Genomic DNA, 17,188 nt, shown 5'->3' with positions numbered 1-17,188 from the left:
GAGTCCGGTGAGGAGAGAACGATGAAAATTGACCTGAACAGTGATCTTGGCGAGAGCCTGGGCGGATGGCGCATGGGCGACGATGCCGCCATGCTCGATATCGTCAGCAGCGCCAACGTGGCCTGCGGATTCCATGCCGGCGACCCGGCAGGCATCCTGGAGACGCTCAAGGCCGCCCGCGCGCGAGGCGCCATCGTCGGCGCCCATGTGTCCTATCCCGACCTGGTCGGCTTCGGCCGGCGCAACATGGACGTGGCCAGCGCCGACCTGGTGGCCGGCGTCATCTACCAGATCGGCGCGCTGCAGGGCCTGGCCCGCGTGGCCGGCACCGAGGTGCGCTACGTCAAGCCGCACGGCGCGCTCTACAACACCATCGCCCACGACAGGCGCCAGGCCACCGACGTGATCACGGCCATGCGCGCCATCGACCCCAGCCTGGTGCTGGTGGCGCTGGCCGGCTCGCCCCTGATCGACTGGGCGCGCGACGCAGGCCTGACCGTGGTGGCCGAGGCCTTTGCCGACCGGGGCTACACGCCCGAGGGCACCCTGGTCTCGCGCCGCGATCCGGGCGCCGTGCTGCACGACGTGGACCAGATCGCCGCGCGCATGCTCATGCTGGTGCGCGAAGGGGTGGTCGCGGCCGTGGACGGCAGCTCCGTGCGCATTGCCGCCGACTCCATCTGCGTGCATGGCGACAGCCCGGGAGCCGTGGCCATCGCACGCCATCTGCGCGAGCGTTTCGAGCAGGAGGGCGTGCGCATTTCCTCCTTCGCGGGTTGAGGAGTGGCCATGCGCTTTCTACCTGTCAACCGCCAGGCCCTGCTGGTGGAGCTGGCCGACCTGGATGAAACCCTGGCCCTGCTGGGCTCGCTGCAGCGCGAGCCCATCGCCGGCGTGCAGGAGCTGGTGCCGGCCGCGCGCACCGTGCTTGTGCAGTTCACCCCCGCCCAGGTGGGCGTGGCCGAGCTGGTGCGCCGCATCGCCGCGCGTGACCTGAGCCAGCGCGCCGAGCGCAGCGATGTGCTGGTCGAAATCCCCGTGCACTACGACGGCGAGGACCTGGCCGATGTGGCGCAGCTGCTGGGCATCACGCCCGAGGAAGTCGTGCGCCGCCACACGGGCAGCGAGTACGCCGTGGCCTTCACGGGCTTCGCGCCCGGCTTTGCCTACCTCAGCGGGGGCGATCCGATCTTCAACGTGCCGCGCCGCACCACGCCGCGCACGCGCGTGCCGGCCGGCTCGGTGGCGCTGGGCGGCACGTTCAGCGCCGTCTATCCCCAGGCCAGCCCGGGCGGCTGGCAACTGATAGGCCGGACCTCGGCGCGCATGTGGGACCTGGCGCGCGAGCTGCCTGCGCTGCTGCAGCCCGGCTACCGCGTGCGCTTTGTCGATGCGGCCGGCATGGCCCAGGTGGATGACGCGCCCGCGCCCGCCGTGGCACAGGCCGCGCCGCATGAAGGCAACGCGCTGCGCGTCAAGGCGACGGGCCTGATGACGCTGTTCCAGGACCGGGGCCGCCTGGGCCAGGCCGGGCAGGGCGTCTCGGCCTCGGGCGCCATGGACCAGGCAGCCTTCAAGGCCGCCAACCGCCTGGTCGGCAATGCCAGCGACCTGGCCGTGCTGGAGACCGTGGGCGGTGGCCTGTCGCTGCAAAGCCAGGGCGAGACCGTGGTCGCCATCACGGGCGCCGATGCGCCCCTGACCGTGAACACCGGATCCGGCCAGCGCTGGAGCGTGCCGCGCTACCAGGCCGTGGCCCTGGCCGATGGCGACCTGCTGACCATTGCCCAGCCCGTGGCCGGCGCGCGCTGCTATGTGGCCGTGCGCGGCGGCTTTGCCGTCACGCCCGTGCTGGGCAGCGCCTGCACCGACACCCTGGCGAATGTCGGCCCAGCCGCCCTGGCCGTGGGCCAGATCCTGCCCGTGCGGGCTGCGGACCGCACGGCCGTGTCCGCACCCGAGCTGCCGCCCGAGTCCCTGCCCACCGCCGGGCAGGACGTGGTGCTGGACGTGGAACTGGGCCCGCGCACCGACTGGTTCACGCCCGATGCCGTGGCCCTGCTGGCCGCGCAGCGCTGGCAGGTCACGCCGCAGTCCAACCGCGTGGGCCTGCGCGTGGCGGGCGAGCAGCCCCTGGAGCGCGCCGTGGCCGGCGAGCTGCCCAGCGAAGGCACGCCGCTGGGCGCCATCCAGGTACCCCCCAGCGGCCAGCCCGTGCTGTTCCTGGCCGACCATCCGCTGACGGGCGGCTACCCTGTCATCGGCTGCGTGGCGCCGCACCACCTCGATCTGGCCGGCCAGATTCCCGTGGGCGCCTGGATCCGCTTCAACCCCATCCGCGCCTTCGAGGAATATTCCCCCGGCGCGCAAGGCGCCCAGCGCCTGCAGAACAATTGAAGGTATTGCGATGAAAAAAGTCCTGATTGCCAACCGTGGCGAGATCGCCGTCCGCATCGCCCGCGCCTGCGCCGACTACGGCGTGAAATCCGTGGCCGTCTACGCCGATGCCGACATCGACGCCCTGCACGTGCGCATGGCCGACGAGGCCTATGGCCTGGACGGCGAGCGCCCGGCCGACACCTACCTGAACATCGCCAAGCTCATCGCCATCGCGCACAAGAGCGGCGCCGACGCCGTGCACCCCGGCTACGGCTTCCTGTCCGAAAGCGAAGCCTTCGCGCGCGCCGTGCTGGATGCGGGCCTGCGCTGGATCGGCCCCACGCCCGAGACCATCGCCAAGCTGGGCGACAAGGTCGAGGCGCGCAAGATCGCCCTGCAGGTCGGCGCTCCCCTGGTGGCCGGCACGCCCGACCCCGTCAAGGATGCCGGCGAAGTGCTGGCCTTTGCCCAGCAGCACGGCCTGCCCATCATCATCAAGGCCGCCTTCGGCGGCGGCGGGCGCGGCATGAAGATCGCGTGGCGCATGGACGAGGTCGAGGAGCTCTTTCACTCGGCCGTGCGCGAGGCCGTCACCGCCTTCGGCCGCGGCGAATGCTTCGTCGAGCAATTCCTGGACCGCCCACGCCACATCGAGGCCCAGGTGCTGGCCGACACCCACGGCAACGTGGTCGTGCTGGGCACGCGCGACTGCTCGCTGCAGCGGCGCAACCAGAAGCTGGTGGAAGAGGCCCCGGCGCCCTTCCTCAGCGACGATCAGCGCGCCCGCATCCACAGCTCCGCACGCGACATCTGCGCGGCGGCCGGCTACGTCAGCGCGGGCACGGTGGAATTCCTGCTGAGCCAGAGCGGCGCCATCTCCTTCCTCGAAGTCAACACGCGCCTGCAGGTCGAGCACCCCGTGACCGAGCAGACCACGGGCGTGGACCTGGTGATCGAGCAGCTGCGCGTGGCCGACGGCCTGCCCCTGTCCATCACCGAAACCCCGGCGCCGCTGGGCCACTCCATCGAATTCCGCATCAACGCCGAAGACGTGGGCCGGGGCTTCCTGCCCACGCCCGGCCCCGTGGTGCGGTTCGACCCGCCCTCGGGCCCCGGCGTGCGCCTGGACACGGGCGTGCAGACCGGCTCGGTCGTGCCCGGCAGCTTCGACTCGCTGATGGCCAAGCTCATCGTCAGCGGCGCCACGCGCGAACAGGCCCTGGCCCGTGCCCGCCGCGCGCTGGCCGAGTTCCGCATCGAAGGCCTGTCCTCCGTCCTGCCCTTCCACCGCGCCGTCATCGGCCATGCCGACTTCGTGGGCAGCGACGGCTTCAAGGTCCACACGCGCTGGATCGAATCCGACTTCGCCGAACCCCTGGCCGCCGCCGTGCGCGCCGAGCCGCTGCCCGACGCCAGCCTGGTGCGCTGCGCGGTCGAGATCGACGGGCGACGGGTGTCGCTGGGCCTGCCTGCGGTGCTGCTGCAGGGGCTGGCATCGGCTGGCGGCGGTGTGTCTGCCGCGCCGGCTGCCGAATCTGCCGTGGACCCCGCTGCCGTCACCTCACCCATTGCAGGAAATCTGCATGCGTGGAAGGTGGCCGATGGCGACACCGTCCAGGAAGGCGATGTGATTGCCGTCATGGAGGCCATGAAGATGGAGATGCAGGTGACTGCGCATCGCAGCGGGGTGGTGGCTTTGGTGGCTGAGGCGGGGAAGGCGCAGGTGCTGGGGGCTGTGATTGCTCGGATTGGCTGATTTCTGTTTGACCTGTTTTTGATTGTGTTGTGCCTTTTGCGGCAGAGGCCGGGTCTCGCCCCGGCAGGCGACCCACTTTCTTATCGCGCGACCGGAGTGCCGGCCATAAGAAAGTAGGCAAAGAAGCGCGCCCCGAACTGCCCACGACCCTTCGCTTCGCTGCGGGCGACCTGCGTTGGGCAGAAGGGGGGGAAGCTGGGGTAGCCAACAGCCAACAGCCAACAGCCAACAGCAAAATGCCAAAGGCCAGAAATGCAAACAGCCGACGCGCCACCGCTGCGCTCGGCTGTTTTCTCATAGAGGCCGAGCGAAGCGACGGCCCGGGCAAACTCCCCGTATGTCAGCGCCTGCGGCGTGGTGGTTGCGGGGTTGCAGTCCTGCCGAAGGACAGGACTGCTTCGTGATCTGACTCGCTGCGGTTGTCTGAGCGGCGCGCGAAGCGCAAAGCGAGTTCCGCAGCGAACCCCGCAACCGCCACGACGCAGGTTGCCCCGCAGCGAAGCGGAGGGGTCGCGGACATCAGGGTCGCCTTTGCTTTGCCTACTTTCCTTTGGCGAAACAAAGGAAAGTAGGTCGGCCGCCGGGCCGAGACCCGGCCTCGAAAAACAACCCCCCGGCAGGGTCTCAAAAAAGAGCGTGAACTAATCAGCGCCCACCCTGAAAACTACGCGTGCTGTACAGATCCGCCGGCAGCCGCGACAGCAGCGGCAGACCAGACACCGCATCCACAGGCTGCCTTTCGATGTAGTTGAAGAACACATCGGAATCGAGCACGCCAATGTCCAGACGGCGCGCATCAGGCACGGCCGCCAGCGTCTTGTAGCCGTCGCCACCCGTGGCATTGAAGCTCAGCACGAACAGCTTGTACGTGCGTGCCGTATCCAGCGGCTTCCACGTCTTGCTCGCGTTGTCATACACCTCGATGCCCGACACGCGCTGGCCGGCGGCCGCTGCCGCATTCACGTCAAAGCGCAGGCCGCCCGTGTAGGGGTAGGGGCCGGTCGTGCCGCTGGGGCCGTACACGGCCTGCAGGCCGTCCTCGAGCATGCCCTTGACTTCCGTGCCGGTGATGTCCAGGCGGAACAGCTTGTTGCCGAAGGGCAGGACCTGGATGACCTGGGCGGCCGTGACCTGGCCCAGCAGCGGGATGCGCACGCCGCCGCCGCTTTGCAGGGTGATGTCGGCGCCGCCGTAGTGGCGGTTGGCTTCTTCCAGGTAGGCCTGGGCCACGAGCTGCTGGATGTCGCCGCCGCGCACGCTGACGCTGCCTTCGGCATTGCAGGCGGCGCTGGACTGGCTGTAGTTCATGGTGCCGACGCCGCCGGGCACGCGGCGCGAGCACAGTTCCTGGGGCACGGTGGCGACCTGCTTGAGGTTGAACTGGGCAACCTTGTCCTTGAAGGGCTGCAGCGCGGCGGTGGCCTTGGCCGAGGGCGTGGTCACGCGCAGCACGCCGGTAGCGGCGGCGCTGGCCTTGAGGGCCGTCTTTTGCGCATCGGTGGCGGCCTTGCCGGCGATGGTGAAGCTGTCGCCGATCAGCACATGGGGCGTGCCCGTGCACTGGGTGACGCGGCCGTCGGCGTCGAACTGGACCTTGAGGTCGCCGACGACCTGGGCGTACTCCCAGGCCTGGACCACGCAGACGGGGCTGCCGTCCCTGTCGGCCAGGCGCGTGGGGTAGGCGCCGCCCGGTGTGCCCACGCCGGTGGTGTTGAGCACGTCGGGGCCGAGCAGGGTGTGCGAGTCGCCGCCCACGACCACGTCCACGCCGCTGAGCTTGGGCACGATCTGGCGGTCGTACTCATAGCCCACGTGGCTCATGACGATGATCTTGTTGATGCCCTTGGCGCGCAGCGCGTCGATTTCGCGCTGGGCTGCGGTGGCCTCGTCCTCGAAGGTGGTGTCGGTATCGGGGCTGGACGATGCCTTGGTCTTGCCCGCAATGGTCAGGCCGACGATGCCAATCTTCTGGCCGCCTCGCTCCACCACGGTGGAGGGGTTCACATAGCCCGGAGCCTTGGCCGCGTTCAGGGCCGAGTTGGCGCCAAAGCGCACGTTGGCGCTGAGCACGGGCGTCTTGCAGGTGCCGGCGCGCAGGCGGTCCAGGAAGGACTTGAGGCCGCTGTCGCCCTTGTCGAACTCGTGGTTGCCCAGCGTGAAGGCGTCAAAGCAGACGGTGTTCATGAGTGCGGCATCGGCCTCGCCGTCGGCGCCTGCGCGGTTGAAGTACAGCGTGCCGGTGAGCGCGTCGCCGGCATGCAGCTTGAGCACGTTGGGCGACTGCGTGGCCAGCTCCTCGATGGCCTGGGTCACGCGCGCAAAGCCTGCGGCGTCCACGGCCACGGCTTCGGCCTTGCCCGTGCCGGCGTCCAGCTGCAGGGTCTTGCTCTTGGACTCCAGCGTGGAGTGGTGGTCGTTGATGTGCAGAATGCGCAGCTCCAGCGGCTGGCCTGCGGGCGTGTCGTTGCCGGAGCCGCCGCAACCGGCGATCAGGGCGGAGGCAGCCAGGGCCACGGCCAGCGGGCGCAGGGCGGGGCGATGGGAGGTCAAGGACATGAACGGGTTCTCTCTGTATCGGTTTGTCACGGCCGCCGATGCTGGGCAAGGCAGATGACATGGCGATGAAAGCGCCCTGCAGGGGGCTTGACCTTGACATGGTGGCAATCTCTAAAGTGCCCGCATGCGAGAACAAAGGAGTCAGGCAATGAATGCATCGACCAAGGCCGGCATGGCCATAGACCTGCCCGTTCAGGGCATGACCTGCGCCTCCTGCGTGGGGCGTGTGGAACGCGCGCTCAAGAAGCTGCCGGGCGTGCAGGAAGCCGTGGTCAACCTGGCCACCGAAAAGGCCAGCATCCGCTTCGAGGGCGCGGCCGATCTGCCCGCCGCCATTGCAGCCATCGAGAAGGCCGGCTACGAGGTGCCCCAGTCCAGCGTGGAACTGGAAGTGGAGGGCATGACCTGCGCCTCCTGCGTGGGCCGCGTGGAGCGGGCGCTGAAAAAGGTGGAGGGCGTGCAATCGGCCAGCGTGAACCTGGCCACCGAACGTGCAGTGGTGACGCTGGCTGGCAGCGCAGATGTGGCGGCCCTTGTGGCAGCTGTGCACAAGGCCGGGTACGAGGCGCGTCCGCTGGGCGCCAGCGCGAACCCGGCCAGTGAAGGCGGCGCAGCGCAGTCGCCGGCCGAAGACGGCACGGAGCAGCGCCAGGCGCGCGAGCGGGCCTCGCTCAAACGCTCGCTGATCGTGGCCACGGTGTTTGCGCTGCCGGTGTTCGTGCTGGAGATGGGCGGCCACATGGTGCCGGCCTTCCACCACTGGGTGGGGCAGGCCATCGGCACCCAGAACAGCTGGTATCTGCAGTGCGTGCTGTCGGCCATCGTGCTGTTCGGGCCGGGCCTGCGTTTTTTCCAGAAGGGCATTCCCGCGCTGCTGCGCGGCGCGCCCGACATGAATTCGCTGGTGGCCGTGGGCACTTCGGCGGCGTTTGCCTATTCGCTGGTGGCCACCTTCGTGCCGCAGTGGCTGCCGGCCGGCACGGTGAATGTGTATTACGAGGCGGCGGCCGTGATCGTGGCGCTGATCCTGCTGGGCCGCTTCATGGAGGCGCGCGCCAAGGGCAATACCTCCGAAGCCATCCGCCGCCTGGTGCGCCTGCAGGCCAAGACGGCGCGCGTGCGCCGGGATGGCGCCGTGCAGGAGGTGGACATCGCCGCCGTGCGTGCGGGCGACACCATCGAGGTGCGGCCCGGCGAGCGCATTCCCGTCGATGGCGAGGTCATCGAGGGCAGCAGCTTCGTCGATGAATCCATGATCAGCGGCGAGCCCGTGCCGGTCGAGAAAACCCCGGGTGCCGAACTGGTCGGCGGCACGGTGAACCAGAACGGCGCGCTGGCCTTTCGCGCCACCAAGGTGGGCGCGGACACGCTGCTGGCGCAGATCATCCGCATGGTCGAGCAGGCCCAGGGCTCCAAGCTGCCCATACAGGCGCTGGTGGACCAGGTCACCATGTGGTTCGTGCCGGCCGTGATGGCCGTGGCCCTGCTGACCTTCGGCGCCTGGCTGGCCTGGGGGCCGTCGCCCGCACTGAGCTTTGCGCTGGTCAATGCCGTGGCCGTGCTCATCATCGCCTGCCCCTGCGCCATGGGCCTGGCCACGCCCACTTCCATCATGGTGGGCACGGGCCGGGCCGCGCAGATGGGCGTGCTGCTGCGCAAGGGCGAGGCGCTGCAGACCTTGAAAGACGCCCGCGTGGTGGCCGTGGACAAGACCGGCACGCTGACGCGCGGCCGCCCCGAGCTGACCGACCTGGTGCTGGCCCCGGGCTTCGAGGGCGAGCGCAGCCGCGTGCTGGCGCTGGTGGCGGCCGTGGAGGACCGCTCCGAGCACCCGATTGCGCGCGCCATCGTGGATGCTGCCAAGGCCGAGGATTTGCCGCTGGGTGCTGTTGATCGCTTTGAATCGGTGACAGGCTTTGGCGTGCGCGCCCAGGTGGACGGCGTGCGCGTGGAGATCGGTGCCGACCGCTTCATGCGCGAATTGGGCCTGCAGGTGGACACGCTGGCAGACGGGGCCGCGCGCCTGGGCGACGAAGGCAAGACGCCGCTGTATGCCGCGGTGGACGGTCGCCTGGCAGCCATGATCGCCGTGGCCGATCCCATCAAGGACAGCACGCCGGCCGCCATTGCCGCGCTGCACGCCCTGGGCCTGAAGGTGGCCATGATCACCGGAGACAACCGCCGCACGGCCGAGGCCATTGCGCGCCAGCTGGGCATCGACGAGGTGGTGGCCGAGGTGCTGCCCGGCGGCAAGGTCGATGCCGTCAAGCGCCTGAAGGCCGAGCACGGCACGCTGGCCTATGTGGGCGACGGCATCAACGACGCGCCGGCCCTGGCCGAGGCCGATGTGGGCCTGGCCATCGGCACGGGCACGGACATCGCCATCGAGGCGGCCGACGTGGTGCTGATGTTGGGCGACCTGGGCAGCGTGCCCAATGCGATTGCGCTGTCCAAGGCCACCATGGCCAACATCCGCCAGAACCTGTTCTGGGCCTTTGCCTACAACGTGGCCCTGATCCCCGTGGCCGCTGGCCTGCTGTACCCCGTCAACGGCACGCTGCTGTCGCCCGTGTTCGCGGCCGGGGCCATGGCGCTGTCCAGCGTCTTCGTGCTCAGCAACGCGCTGCGCCTGCGGCGTTTCAGTCCGCCGCTGGCGGCAGGGCGTTGAGCAACTGGACGGTATTTGTCCCTTTTTGCACTGCGCAAGATCCGTAGCTTGTGAGACTGGCACGACCCAACTCAGGGACACCGAGGAAGGGCCGCCCCGCACCGAGGGTGTCGTCCCCCTCCCGCGAAGCGAGAGAGGGGGAAGGCGCGTAGCGACTCAGGGGGTGCCTAGTTTTGGGACGTCTATGAAATCGTCCAGGCTCAGGCCTTTTTCCTTGAGCAGGGCTTCTAGCACGGGCTGCAGGCGGCCCAGGCTTTGCTGCACGGTCTCGCGCACCGTGTCCACCACGACCTGGGTGCTGCGGTCGATCTCCACATTGAGCAGGTCGCCCACGCCCTTGGACTCGAACACGGTCATGCGGCGCGTCTCGGGGATCAGCCAGACCTCGAACCAGCCGGCCTGGCGGTCCACCTCGGACACCGTGAGGCTGGCGCCGTTGATGGCGATGTAGCCCTTGGCGAACACGTAGTGGCGAAAGCCCTCGGGAATGCCGAAGCGGATGCGGTGGTTGGTGTCGCTGGAGGCCACTTCCAGCACGGGCGAGGTGAAGTCCACGTGGCCCGACAGCGGATGGCCGCCGATCTCGGCGCCGTCCTTTGCCGCGCGCTCCACATTGATGCGCCCGCCCACGGCATAGCCGCCCAGCGTGGTGATGTTCAGGCTTTGCAGCATCACGTCGAAGGTGGCGCGCGTGGGCGAGAGGATCTCCGTCACCGTCAGGCACACGCCGTCGGTGGAGACGCTGGCGCCGATGGCCAGGTCCTGGCAGAAGCCTTCGGGAAAGTCGAGGGTGAAGGTGCGCAGGCCGTTCTGGTCGCGCAGCGCGGCAATGCTTGCCACGGCCTGGATGATGCCGGTGAACACGATGTGGGATTCCTTGGAGCCGCCCGGTCGGCGGCGAAGCGGGTATTTTGCATCGCGGCGCTGCGCTGCGGGGGCGCAGGCCGGCGTGTCCCTGCGGGCATCAGGCCGGTGCCGCGGCCTCTTCCCACCAGCCGCTGAGGAGGGCGGGCGGCCGCTGCGCCGCATGCACCCAGGCACAGGACGGCCAGGCATCCTGCTGCACGTTCATGCCCGCATAGATGCCGTAGCCGGGGCCGGCCGCGATCTCGCCTTCGGCATGCAGGGTCTCGCCCGCGCGGATGCTGCAGGCCGCACGGATGTCGCCCAGCGCGCGCATGCCCCAGTCCACCTCGATGTGGCTGCCGCCTTCCACGTCGGCGCCAGCGTACAGGCCGTGGCCCAGCTCGATCAGGCCGCTGGCGCGGATGCTGCCGCCCGCGCGCAGGCCCTTGCCGCAGCGGATGGCGCCCTGCACCTCGATGTCCTGGCCGGCCTGGGCCCCTCCGCCCAGGCGCAGGTCGGCGCCGCAGCGCAGCTCCCAGCCGGCGCGCACGTCTTCGGCGCGCAGTTCCTCGTGCACGTCCACGCTCCAGGCGGCCTTGACCAGGCCGCCGGCCTGCAGCGGGCCGCTGCAGAAGATGGCGCCGCCGCTGTGCAGGTCCTGGCCGGCCTCGATGCGGCCCGCGTGGATGCCGGCGCCGGCCTGCAGCGTGCGGCCCACGGCCAGCAGGCCGGGCACGCGCAGCTCGCCATGCACGACGACGCTGCCCGAGAACACCAGGGCATCGGCCTCCAGGTGATCGACCTCCAGCACGGCATCGGTGGGGCCGAACTGGTTCATGAGCCAGCGCGCGTCCTCGACGCGGCCATCGCCCACCAGGGCGTCGAGCACGCGCTGGTAGTCGTTGCCGTCATGGCGGTTGCGCACGAACCAGCGAAAGCCCGCCGCGCAAGGGCTTTTGGCGCGCAGAAAGTTTTGGGAGAGTTCCATGTCCATCGTCAGCTCCTGGGTCACAGCGGCTGTGCCATGCGGCGGCGCAGCCTGAAAGGCGTGCAGGCCAGGGCGATGCGGGCGTGGGCCGGCAGCTCCTGGCATGCGTTTGCATGCGGATTCGCTGCGGGGGCCGTGCGGGAAGCTGGGGTTGGACCTCAGGCTTTCCGCACGGCGGCGGAAAGCAGGGCCGTGAAGCCGCACAGGCTGATGAAGGCCGTGGGCACGCCGTGCACGCGCTGCGGCCGCTGCGCGCGCAAGGCGGTGCAGCGGGTCGGGGCGTGGCGGAAAAGGCGTGTATGGGCCATGGACAGGGGGATGAGCAGCCGCGATTATGCCGCCAGGCCATTTGCGCACGGGGGCATGGGGGCGTGTACAGGACGGGGCTTCGTTGCTTTGGGTAACATCACGGACCCTGCGGGCGCCCGGTGGAGGACCATCGGCGCCCGGTTGCCCTGCTGCGCGGCGATCGGCCCGGCAGGGTCCTCTCGCCAAGAGAAGCCCATGAATTCCAAGACTCCCCCCTCGTTCCTGAGCCGCATCGCCATCGCGATCGGCAGTTTCTTCGCCATCCTCGGCAACGGCCGCCTGGCCGCCGATGTGTCCCGGCTGCGCGACGGCGAGCCGCTGGCCGCCGACGTGCCGCCGCCCGCACCCAAGGAGGTGCGCGTGGAGGTGCCCGTGGACCGGATCGTCGAGGTCCGCGTCGAGGTGCCTGTCGAAAAGGTGGTCGAGAAAGTGGTTGAAAAGCGTGTCGAGGTGCCGGTCGAGAAGATCGTCGAAAAGACCGTCGTGGAGCCGGCCGCACCCGCTGGCACCGCCGCCCTGCAGCTGCTGGGCCTGCTGCAGCGCGAGGCGCGCTTCGTGGACTTCGTGCAGGAAGACGTGGCCGGCTACGCCGACGCCGAGATCGGCGCCGCCGCCCGCGTGGTGCACGAAGGCTGCCGCAAGGTGCTGCGCGAGCATTTCAGCATCGCCCCCGTGCGGACGGAGGCCGAAGGCAGCCGCGTCACGCTGGCCGCAGGCTTTGATGCCGCCGCCGTGCGCCTGACGGGCAACGTGGTCGGCCAGGCACCCTTCACGGGCACGCTGGGCCACCGTGGCTGGCGCGTGGACGATGTCCGCCTGCCCCAGCTCACCGATCACAAGGCTGCCGCCATCGTGGCCCAGGCCGAGGTGGAGCTGTGAGCATGGACCAGTCCCGTCAATCCTCCCAGGCGCGCTACAGCATCGGCATCGACCTGGGCACCACGCATTGCGCGCTCTCCTATGTGGACCGCCAGGCCAGCGATGGCGAGAAGGTGGAGCAGGGCGTGCTGGACATTCCCCAGCTCACCGGCCCCTCCAGCGTGGAGGCACGCCCGCTGCTGCCGTCCTTCCTCTACCTGCCGCATGAAAGCGAGCTGACTGCGGCCGACATGGCCCTGCCCTGGGGCGCCAGCCAGGACTTCGTGGTGGGCGAGTTCGCGCGATCGCGCGGCGCGGCCACGCCGATACGGCTGGTCTCCAGCGCCAAGAGCTGGCTGTGCCATCCGGGCGTGGACCGCCGCTCGCCCCTGCTGCCGGCCGATGCGCCCGAGGAGGTGCACCGCGTCTCGCCGCTGACCGCCTCCATCCGCTACCTGTCGCACCTGCGCTGGGCCTGGGAACAGGCCCATCCCGAGGCGCCGTTCGATGCCCAGGACGTGACGGTGACCATTCCCGCCTCGTTCGACCCGGCCGCGCGCGAGCTGACGGCCGAGGCCTGCCGCGCGGCGGGCTTCCAGAAGCTCACGCTGCTGGAGGAACCCCAGGCTGCGCTGTACAGCTGGATCCAGGCCAGCGGCGGCCAGTGGCGCAAGCAGGTACAAAGCGGCGAGATCATCCTCGTCGTGGACGTGGGCGGCGGCACCACCGACCTGTCGCTGATTGCCGTGCTGGAAAAGGACGGCGGCCTGGAGCTGCAGCGCGTGGCCGTGGGCGAGCACATCCTGCTGGGCGGCGACAACATGGACCTGGCCCTGGCCTACGGCGTGGCCCGCAAGCTGGCCCAGGAGGGCAAGCAGCTCGACGCCTGGCAGACCCGTGCCCTGGCCCATGGCTGCCGCCAGGCCAAGGAGCAACTGCTGGCCGATGCCACGCTGCAGTCCGTGCCCGTGGTCGTGCCCAGCCGGGGCAGCAAGCTCATCGGCGGCAGCATCCGCACCGAGGTCACGCGTGACGAGGTGCTGCAGATGCTGGTGGAAGGCTTCTTCCCGCGCGCAGCCGTCTCCGACAAGCCCCAGACCCGCGCGCGCGCCGCGCTGACCCAGCTGGGCCTGCCCTATGCGCAGGACGCGGCCGTCACGCGCCACCTGGCGGCCTTCCTCTCGCGCCAGGCCGGCGCCACCGAGCAGATCGAAGGCCTCCAGGGCACGCAGCCCGAGGGCGCGTCCTTCCTGCATCCCTCGGCCATCCTGTTCAACGGCGGCGTGCTCAAGGCGCCGCAGATCGAGCAGCGCATCCTGGAAGTCGTCAACGGCTGGCTGGCCGGCGAAGGCGCGCAACCCGCGCGCCTGCTGGACGGCGCCAACCTCGACCTGGCCGTGGCGCGCGGCGCCGCCTACTTCGGCCATGTGGCGGCTGCGGGCCGTGGCGTGCGCATCCGTGGCGGCACGGCGCAGAGCTATTACGTGGGCGTGGAAAGCAACATGCCCGCCATCCCCGGCATGGAGCCGCCCATCTCGGCCCTGTGCCTGGCGCCCTTCGGTATGGAAGAGGGCACCGAGGTGGCGCTGGACACGCAGGAATTCGGCCTGGTCGTGGGCGAGCCCGTGCGCCTGCGCTTCTTCGGTTCCTCCGTGCGCCGCGCCGACCAGGTCGGCACCGTGCTGGACTTCTGGGGACCCGAGGAACTGGTCGAGCTGCAGGAAATCGAGGCTCACCTGCCCGCCGAAGGCCGTGCGCCCGGCGAGATCGTGCCCGTCACCCTGCATGCGCGCGTGACCGACATCGGCACGCTGGAACTCAACGCCGTGCCCGTGGGTGGTGACGAACGCTGGAAGGTGGAGTTCGACGTGCGGGCCGATGTAGCGTAGCCCGCCCCGGCGGCAGGCCCGGTCCGGGCCGCGCACCGTGCCCTGTATGACTGCCGATATGCCTGATACTGCCGCCCCCGCCTCCGCCACCCCCTTCGCTCCCGACGCCGCCCACATCGTGGGCATCGACCTGGGCACCAGCCACACCGTGGTGGCGCATGTGCCCGTGGGCGGCACGGCGGCCGACATCGCCTTGCTGCCCGTGGCGCAGCGTGTCTCGGCTGGCGAGGTCGCTGCCCAGGTGCTGCTGCCTTCTGCGCGCTACCAGGCGGCGCCCGGCGAGCTCGGCGATGCCTGGCAGCAGCCCTGGGCGGCACTGGGCGCCGATGCGCAAGCGCCCGCCGTCAATGGCCGCTGGGCGCGTGATCTGGGCGCGGCCGTGCCGTCGCGCCTGGTGGCCAGTGCCAAGAGCTGGCTGTCGCACGCGGGCGTGGACCGCACGGCGGCCATCCTGCCCTGGGGCGCGCCCGAAGAGGTGGCCCGGCTGTCGCCGCTGCAGGCCTCGGCCAGTTACCTGGACCATGTCCGGCAGGCCTGGGACCGCACGCACCCCGGCGCGCCGCTGAGGGACCAGCTGGTCGTGCTGACCGTGCCGGCCTCATTCGACGAAGGCGCGCGCGCACTGACGCTGGAGGCCGCGCGGCTGGCCGGTCTGCCTGCGGTGCAATTGCTGGAGGAACCCAAGGCCGCCTTCCACGACTGGCTGGTGCTGCAGGGCGAACGCCTGGCGGCCGAGCTGGCGCACTGCCGCCTGGTGCTGGTGGTGGATGTGGGCGGCGGCACCACCGACCTGACCCTGATCCGCGTGCAGCCCGCTGAAGCTGGAGGCCTGCCAGTGCTGACACGCACGGCCGTGGGCGAGCACCTGATGCTGGGCGGCGACAACATGGACCTGGCGCTGGCCCATCGGCTGGAGCCTCAATTCGCCCCCCCCGGCGAGCGTCTGCCCGCCGCACGCTTCGCCCAACTGGTGCAGCGCTGCCGCATGGCCAAGGAACAGTTGCTGGCCAGCGAGGCGCCCGAGTCCGTGGCCGTGACCCTGCTGGGCGGCGGATCGAAGCTGCTGGCGCAGACGCGCACGGCCATGCTGCGCCGCGACGAGGTGCGCGAGGCCGTGGTCGAAGGCTTCATGCCGCTGGCCGGCCTGCAGGATCTGCCCACCCGGCGCCAGGGCGCTTTGCGCGGCCTGGGGCTGCCCTATCCTGCCGATGCGGCGATCACACGGCACCTGGCGCAGTTCCTCGCGCAGCACGCGGCTGGGGAGTTGCCCGATGCGGTTCTGCTCAATGGCGGCGTCTTCCACGCCCATGCGCTGGCCCAGCGGCTGGTGGCGCAGCTGCAGGCCTGGCGCGGCCAGCCGCTGCGCCTGCTGCACAACCCGCATCCCGACTGGGCCGTGGCACGCGGCGCAGCGGCGCATGGCCTGGCCATGCATGTCCAGAGCCGTCCGTCTGAGGATCTGCCGGAATCGGAAGATGCCCGGACTGTGCCCGCCCCGGTACCGCGCATCGGCGGTGGCTCGCCGCGCAGCTACTGGCTGGTCCTGCCCGAGAAGGCGGGTGCCGCACCACAGGGCATCTGCCTGCTGCCGCGCGGCACGGAGGAGGGCGTGCGCATCGTGCTCTCCGGCCGGCGCTTTGCGTTGCGCCTGGGCCAGGCCGTGCGCTTTTCGCTGGTGGCCAACAGCCTGGCGGCGGCGCCTGCGCAGGCCGGCCGTATCGCGGCGCTCGACGGCGAGGGCTGGGTCGAGCTGCCCGCCCTGTCCACCGTGCTGCCCGCGCCCGAGGGCCGGGACAAGGCCCAGGTCGAAGTGCAACTGCAGGCCTGCATGACCGAGGTCGGCACGCTGGAGGTGCGCTGCGTGGCCGCCGACGATGCGCAGCGCCAGTGGTTGCTGCCGTTCAGCGTGCGCGGTGCGCTGGCCGCAGATTCGCAGGACACCGGCGATCGTTCTGCCCGGCAGGGCCGGCTGGCGGACGCCGTGACCCTGATCGAGCGCATCTTCGGCAGCCAGGCCCAGGAGGTGACGGCCAAGGAGGTCCGCCAACTGCGCCAGTCGCTGGAGCGACGGCTGGGCCCGCGCGAGGACTGGGACCTGCCGCTGCTGCGCGCACTGTTCGACGCCTTGCTGGCCCGCGCCAGGCGCCGCCGCCGCACGGCCGAGCACGAGCGCGTCTGGCTGAACCTGGCAGGCTGGTGCCTGCGCCCCGGCGTGGGCGCCGAGCTGGACGGCTGGCGCATGCAGCAGGTCTGGCAACTGCATGGCCAGGGCCTGGGCCATGGCGGCGAGGCGGCCAACCGCACCGAATGGTGGGTGTTCTGGCGCCGCGTGGCCGCGGGCCTGGACGAGGCCCGGCAGATGGAGCTGCTGGAAGAGGTTGCCGGCCACATGCAAAAGGCCGTGCAGCAGTCCACGCAGCGCAGCCAGGGCAAGTCCGCCCATGGCAGCTACGACGACATGCTGCGCCTGTTCGCCGCCATGGAGGCCGTGCCCTGGCAGTACCGCCAGGAAATGGGCCAGTGGATGCTGCAGCGGCTGAAACACTCCGGTGAATCCGTGCAGACCTGGTGGGCCATAGGCCGGCTGGCCGCGCGCATGCCGCTGGCCGCCAACGCCCACCGCGTCATGCCGCCCGAGGCCGGGCAGGAGTTCCTGGACGCCACCCTGGCCCAGGACTGGCGCCGCAATGAAACCGCCATGTTCGCCGCCGTTCAGATGGCCCGCATGACGGGCGACCGTGCGCTGGACCTGCCCGATGCCCAGCGCGCCCTGGTGCTGGAGCGGTTGCGCGGCGCCGGTGCACCGCAGCGCTGGATCGACCTGGTGGAACAGGTCCAGCAGATGGACGCCCAGGATGCGAAGCGCAGCTTTGGGGATAGCCTGCCGCCGGGGCTGGTGCTGGTGGGGTGACGGCTGTTGCCCAAGAAGAAGGCCCCGC

The 17,188-nt window shown here is 70.3% G+C and carries 11 protein-coding genes; 7 read left to right on the top strand and 4 right to left on the bottom strand.

The window, feature by feature from the left end:
- Positions 1 to 21: 21 nt before the first annotated feature.
- The 3 genes from ACF8ML_RS04470 to ACF8ML_RS04460 are packed head-to-tail and all read left to right on the top strand — an operon-like array spanning position 22 to position 4,135.
- Positions 22 to 780 carry a LamB/YcsF family protein gene (locus ACF8ML_RS04470; RefSeq protein ID WP_392406422.1) on the top strand — a complete coding sequence of 253 codons (759 nt, stop codon included), beginning with the start codon at positions 22 to 24 and terminating at the stop codon, positions 778 to 780.
- A 9-nt stretch (positions 781 to 789) separates the two neighbouring features.
- A complete protein-coding gene (locus ACF8ML_RS04465) occupies positions 790 to 2,397 on the top strand; it encodes a carboxyltransferase domain-containing protein (protein WP_392406420.1) in 1,608 nt (535 codons plus the stop codon).
- 10 nt (positions 2,398 to 2,407) lie between these two features.
- The gene (locus ACF8ML_RS04460) at positions 2,408 to 4,135 is read left to right on the top strand and encodes an acetyl/propionyl/methylcrotonyl-CoA carboxylase subunit alpha (RefSeq protein WP_392406418.1); all 1,728 of its coding nucleotides are present in this window, start codon (positions 2,408 to 2,410) and stop codon (positions 4,133 to 4,135) included.
- A 645-nt stretch (positions 4,136 to 4,780) separates the two neighbouring features.
- Here the strand turns inward: ACF8ML_RS04460 and ACF8ML_RS04455 are convergent.
- Positions 4,781 to 6,691: a bifunctional metallophosphatase/5'-nucleotidase gene (locus ACF8ML_RS04455; RefSeq protein ID WP_392406416.1), complete on the bottom strand. Its 1,911-nt coding sequence runs from the start codon at positions 6,689 to 6,691 to the stop codon at positions 4,781 to 4,783.
- 148 nt (positions 6,692 to 6,839) lie between these two features.
- On the opposite strand from ACF8ML_RS04455, the gene ACF8ML_RS04450 reads away from it, so the two are divergent.
- A complete protein-coding gene (locus tag ACF8ML_RS04450; RefSeq protein ID WP_392406414.1) occupies positions 6,840 to 9,359 on the top strand; it encodes a heavy metal translocating P-type ATPase in 2,520 nt (839 codons plus the stop codon).
- A 156-nt stretch (positions 9,360 to 9,515) separates the two neighbouring features.
- On the opposite strand, the gene ACF8ML_RS04445 is transcribed toward ACF8ML_RS04450, so the two are convergent.
- The 3 genes from ACF8ML_RS04445 to ACF8ML_RS04435 all read right to left on the bottom strand — a co-directional run bounded on the left by ACF8ML_RS04445 (position 9,516) and on the right by ACF8ML_RS04435 (position 11,501).
- On the bottom strand, positions 9,516 to 10,223 hold the full coding sequence (locus ACF8ML_RS04445) for a riboflavin synthase subunit alpha (protein WP_392406412.1): 708 nt from the start codon (positions 10,221 to 10,223) through the stop codon (positions 9,516 to 9,518).
- Between the two features lie 100 nt (positions 10,224 to 10,323).
- Positions 10,324 to 11,199 carry a hypothetical protein gene (locus ACF8ML_RS04440; RefSeq protein WP_026062924.1) on the bottom strand — a complete coding sequence of 292 codons (876 nt, stop codon included), beginning with the start codon at positions 11,197 to 11,199 and terminating at the stop codon, positions 10,324 to 10,326.
- 152 nt (positions 11,200 to 11,351) lie between these two features.
- Positions 11,352 to 11,501 (bottom strand): hypothetical protein, encoded by a 150-nt coding sequence (locus tag ACF8ML_RS04435; RefSeq protein WP_013800628.1) that lies wholly within the window; start codon positions 11,499 to 11,501, stop codon positions 11,352 to 11,354.
- A 196-nt stretch (positions 11,502 to 11,697) separates the two neighbouring features.
- On the opposite strand from ACF8ML_RS04435, the gene ACF8ML_RS04430 reads away from it, so the two are divergent.
- Genes ACF8ML_RS04430 through ACF8ML_RS04420 form a run of 3 tightly spaced genes read left to right on the top strand, consistent with a single transcriptional unit; the run spans position 11,698 to position 17,160 of the window.
- Complete coding sequence (locus tag ACF8ML_RS04430; RefSeq protein ID WP_047326411.1) at positions 11,698 to 12,381, top strand: DUF2760 domain-containing protein; 684 nt, start codon at positions 11,698 to 11,700, stop codon at positions 12,379 to 12,381.
- A gap of 2 nt (positions 12,382 to 12,383) precedes the next feature.
- The gene (locus tag ACF8ML_RS04425; protein WP_047326412.1) at positions 12,384 to 14,249 is read left to right on the top strand and encodes an Hsp70 family protein; all 1,866 of its coding nucleotides are present in this window, start codon (positions 12,384 to 12,386) and stop codon (positions 14,247 to 14,249) included.
- A gap of 58 nt (positions 14,250 to 14,307) precedes the next feature.
- On the top strand, positions 14,308 to 17,160 hold the full coding sequence (locus tag ACF8ML_RS04420) for an Hsp70 family protein (protein WP_392406409.1): 2,853 nt from the start codon (positions 14,308 to 14,310) through the stop codon (positions 17,158 to 17,160).
- Positions 17,161 to 17,188: the final 28 nt, after the last annotated feature.

This window comes from Delftia sp. WSY_10 (assembly GCF_043104705.1).
Classification (GTDB): Bacteria; Pseudomonadota; Gammaproteobacteria; order Burkholderiales; family Burkholderiaceae_C; genus Comamonas; species Comamonas tsuruhatensis.
Note: the sequence above shows the minus strand (reverse complement) of the source record. Positions and strands in the feature narration are given on the sequence as shown.

Bases quoted from the DNA above. Each gene is read 5' to 3' on its own strand.
- ACF8ML_RS04470 (WP_392406422.1), top strand. From the start codon at position 22: ATGAAAATTGACCTGAACAGTGATCTTGGCGAGAGCCTGGGCGGATGG.
- ACF8ML_RS04465 (WP_392406420.1), top strand. From the start codon at position 790: ATGCGCTTTCTACCTGTCAACCGCCAGGCCCTGCTGGTGGAGCTGGCC.
- ACF8ML_RS04460 (WP_392406418.1), top strand. From the start codon at position 2,408: ATGAAAAAAGTCCTGATTGCCAACCGTGGCGAGATCGCCGTCCGCATC.
- ACF8ML_RS04455 (WP_392406416.1), bottom strand. From the start codon at position 6,691: ATGTCCTTGACCTCCCATCGCCCCGCCCTGCGCCCGCTGGCCGTGGCC.
- ACF8ML_RS04450 (WP_392406414.1), top strand. From the start codon at position 6,840: ATGAATGCATCGACCAAGGCCGGCATGGCCATAGACCTGCCCGTTCAG.
- ACF8ML_RS04440 (WP_026062924.1), bottom strand. From the start codon at position 11,199: ATGGACATGGAACTCTCCCAAAACTTTCTGCGCGCCAAAAGCCCTTGC.
- ACF8ML_RS04435 (WP_013800628.1), bottom strand. From the start codon at position 11,501: ATGGCCCATACACGCCTTTTCCGCCACGCCCCGACCCGCTGCACCGCC.
- ACF8ML_RS04430 (WP_047326411.1), top strand. From the start codon at position 11,698: ATGAATTCCAAGACTCCCCCCTCGTTCCTGAGCCGCATCGCCATCGCG.
- ACF8ML_RS04425 (WP_047326412.1), top strand. From the start codon at position 12,384: ATGGACCAGTCCCGTCAATCCTCCCAGGCGCGCTACAGCATCGGCATC.
- ACF8ML_RS04420 (WP_392406409.1), top strand. From the start codon at position 14,308: ATGCCTGATACTGCCGCCCCCGCCTCCGCCACCCCCTTCGCTCCCGAC.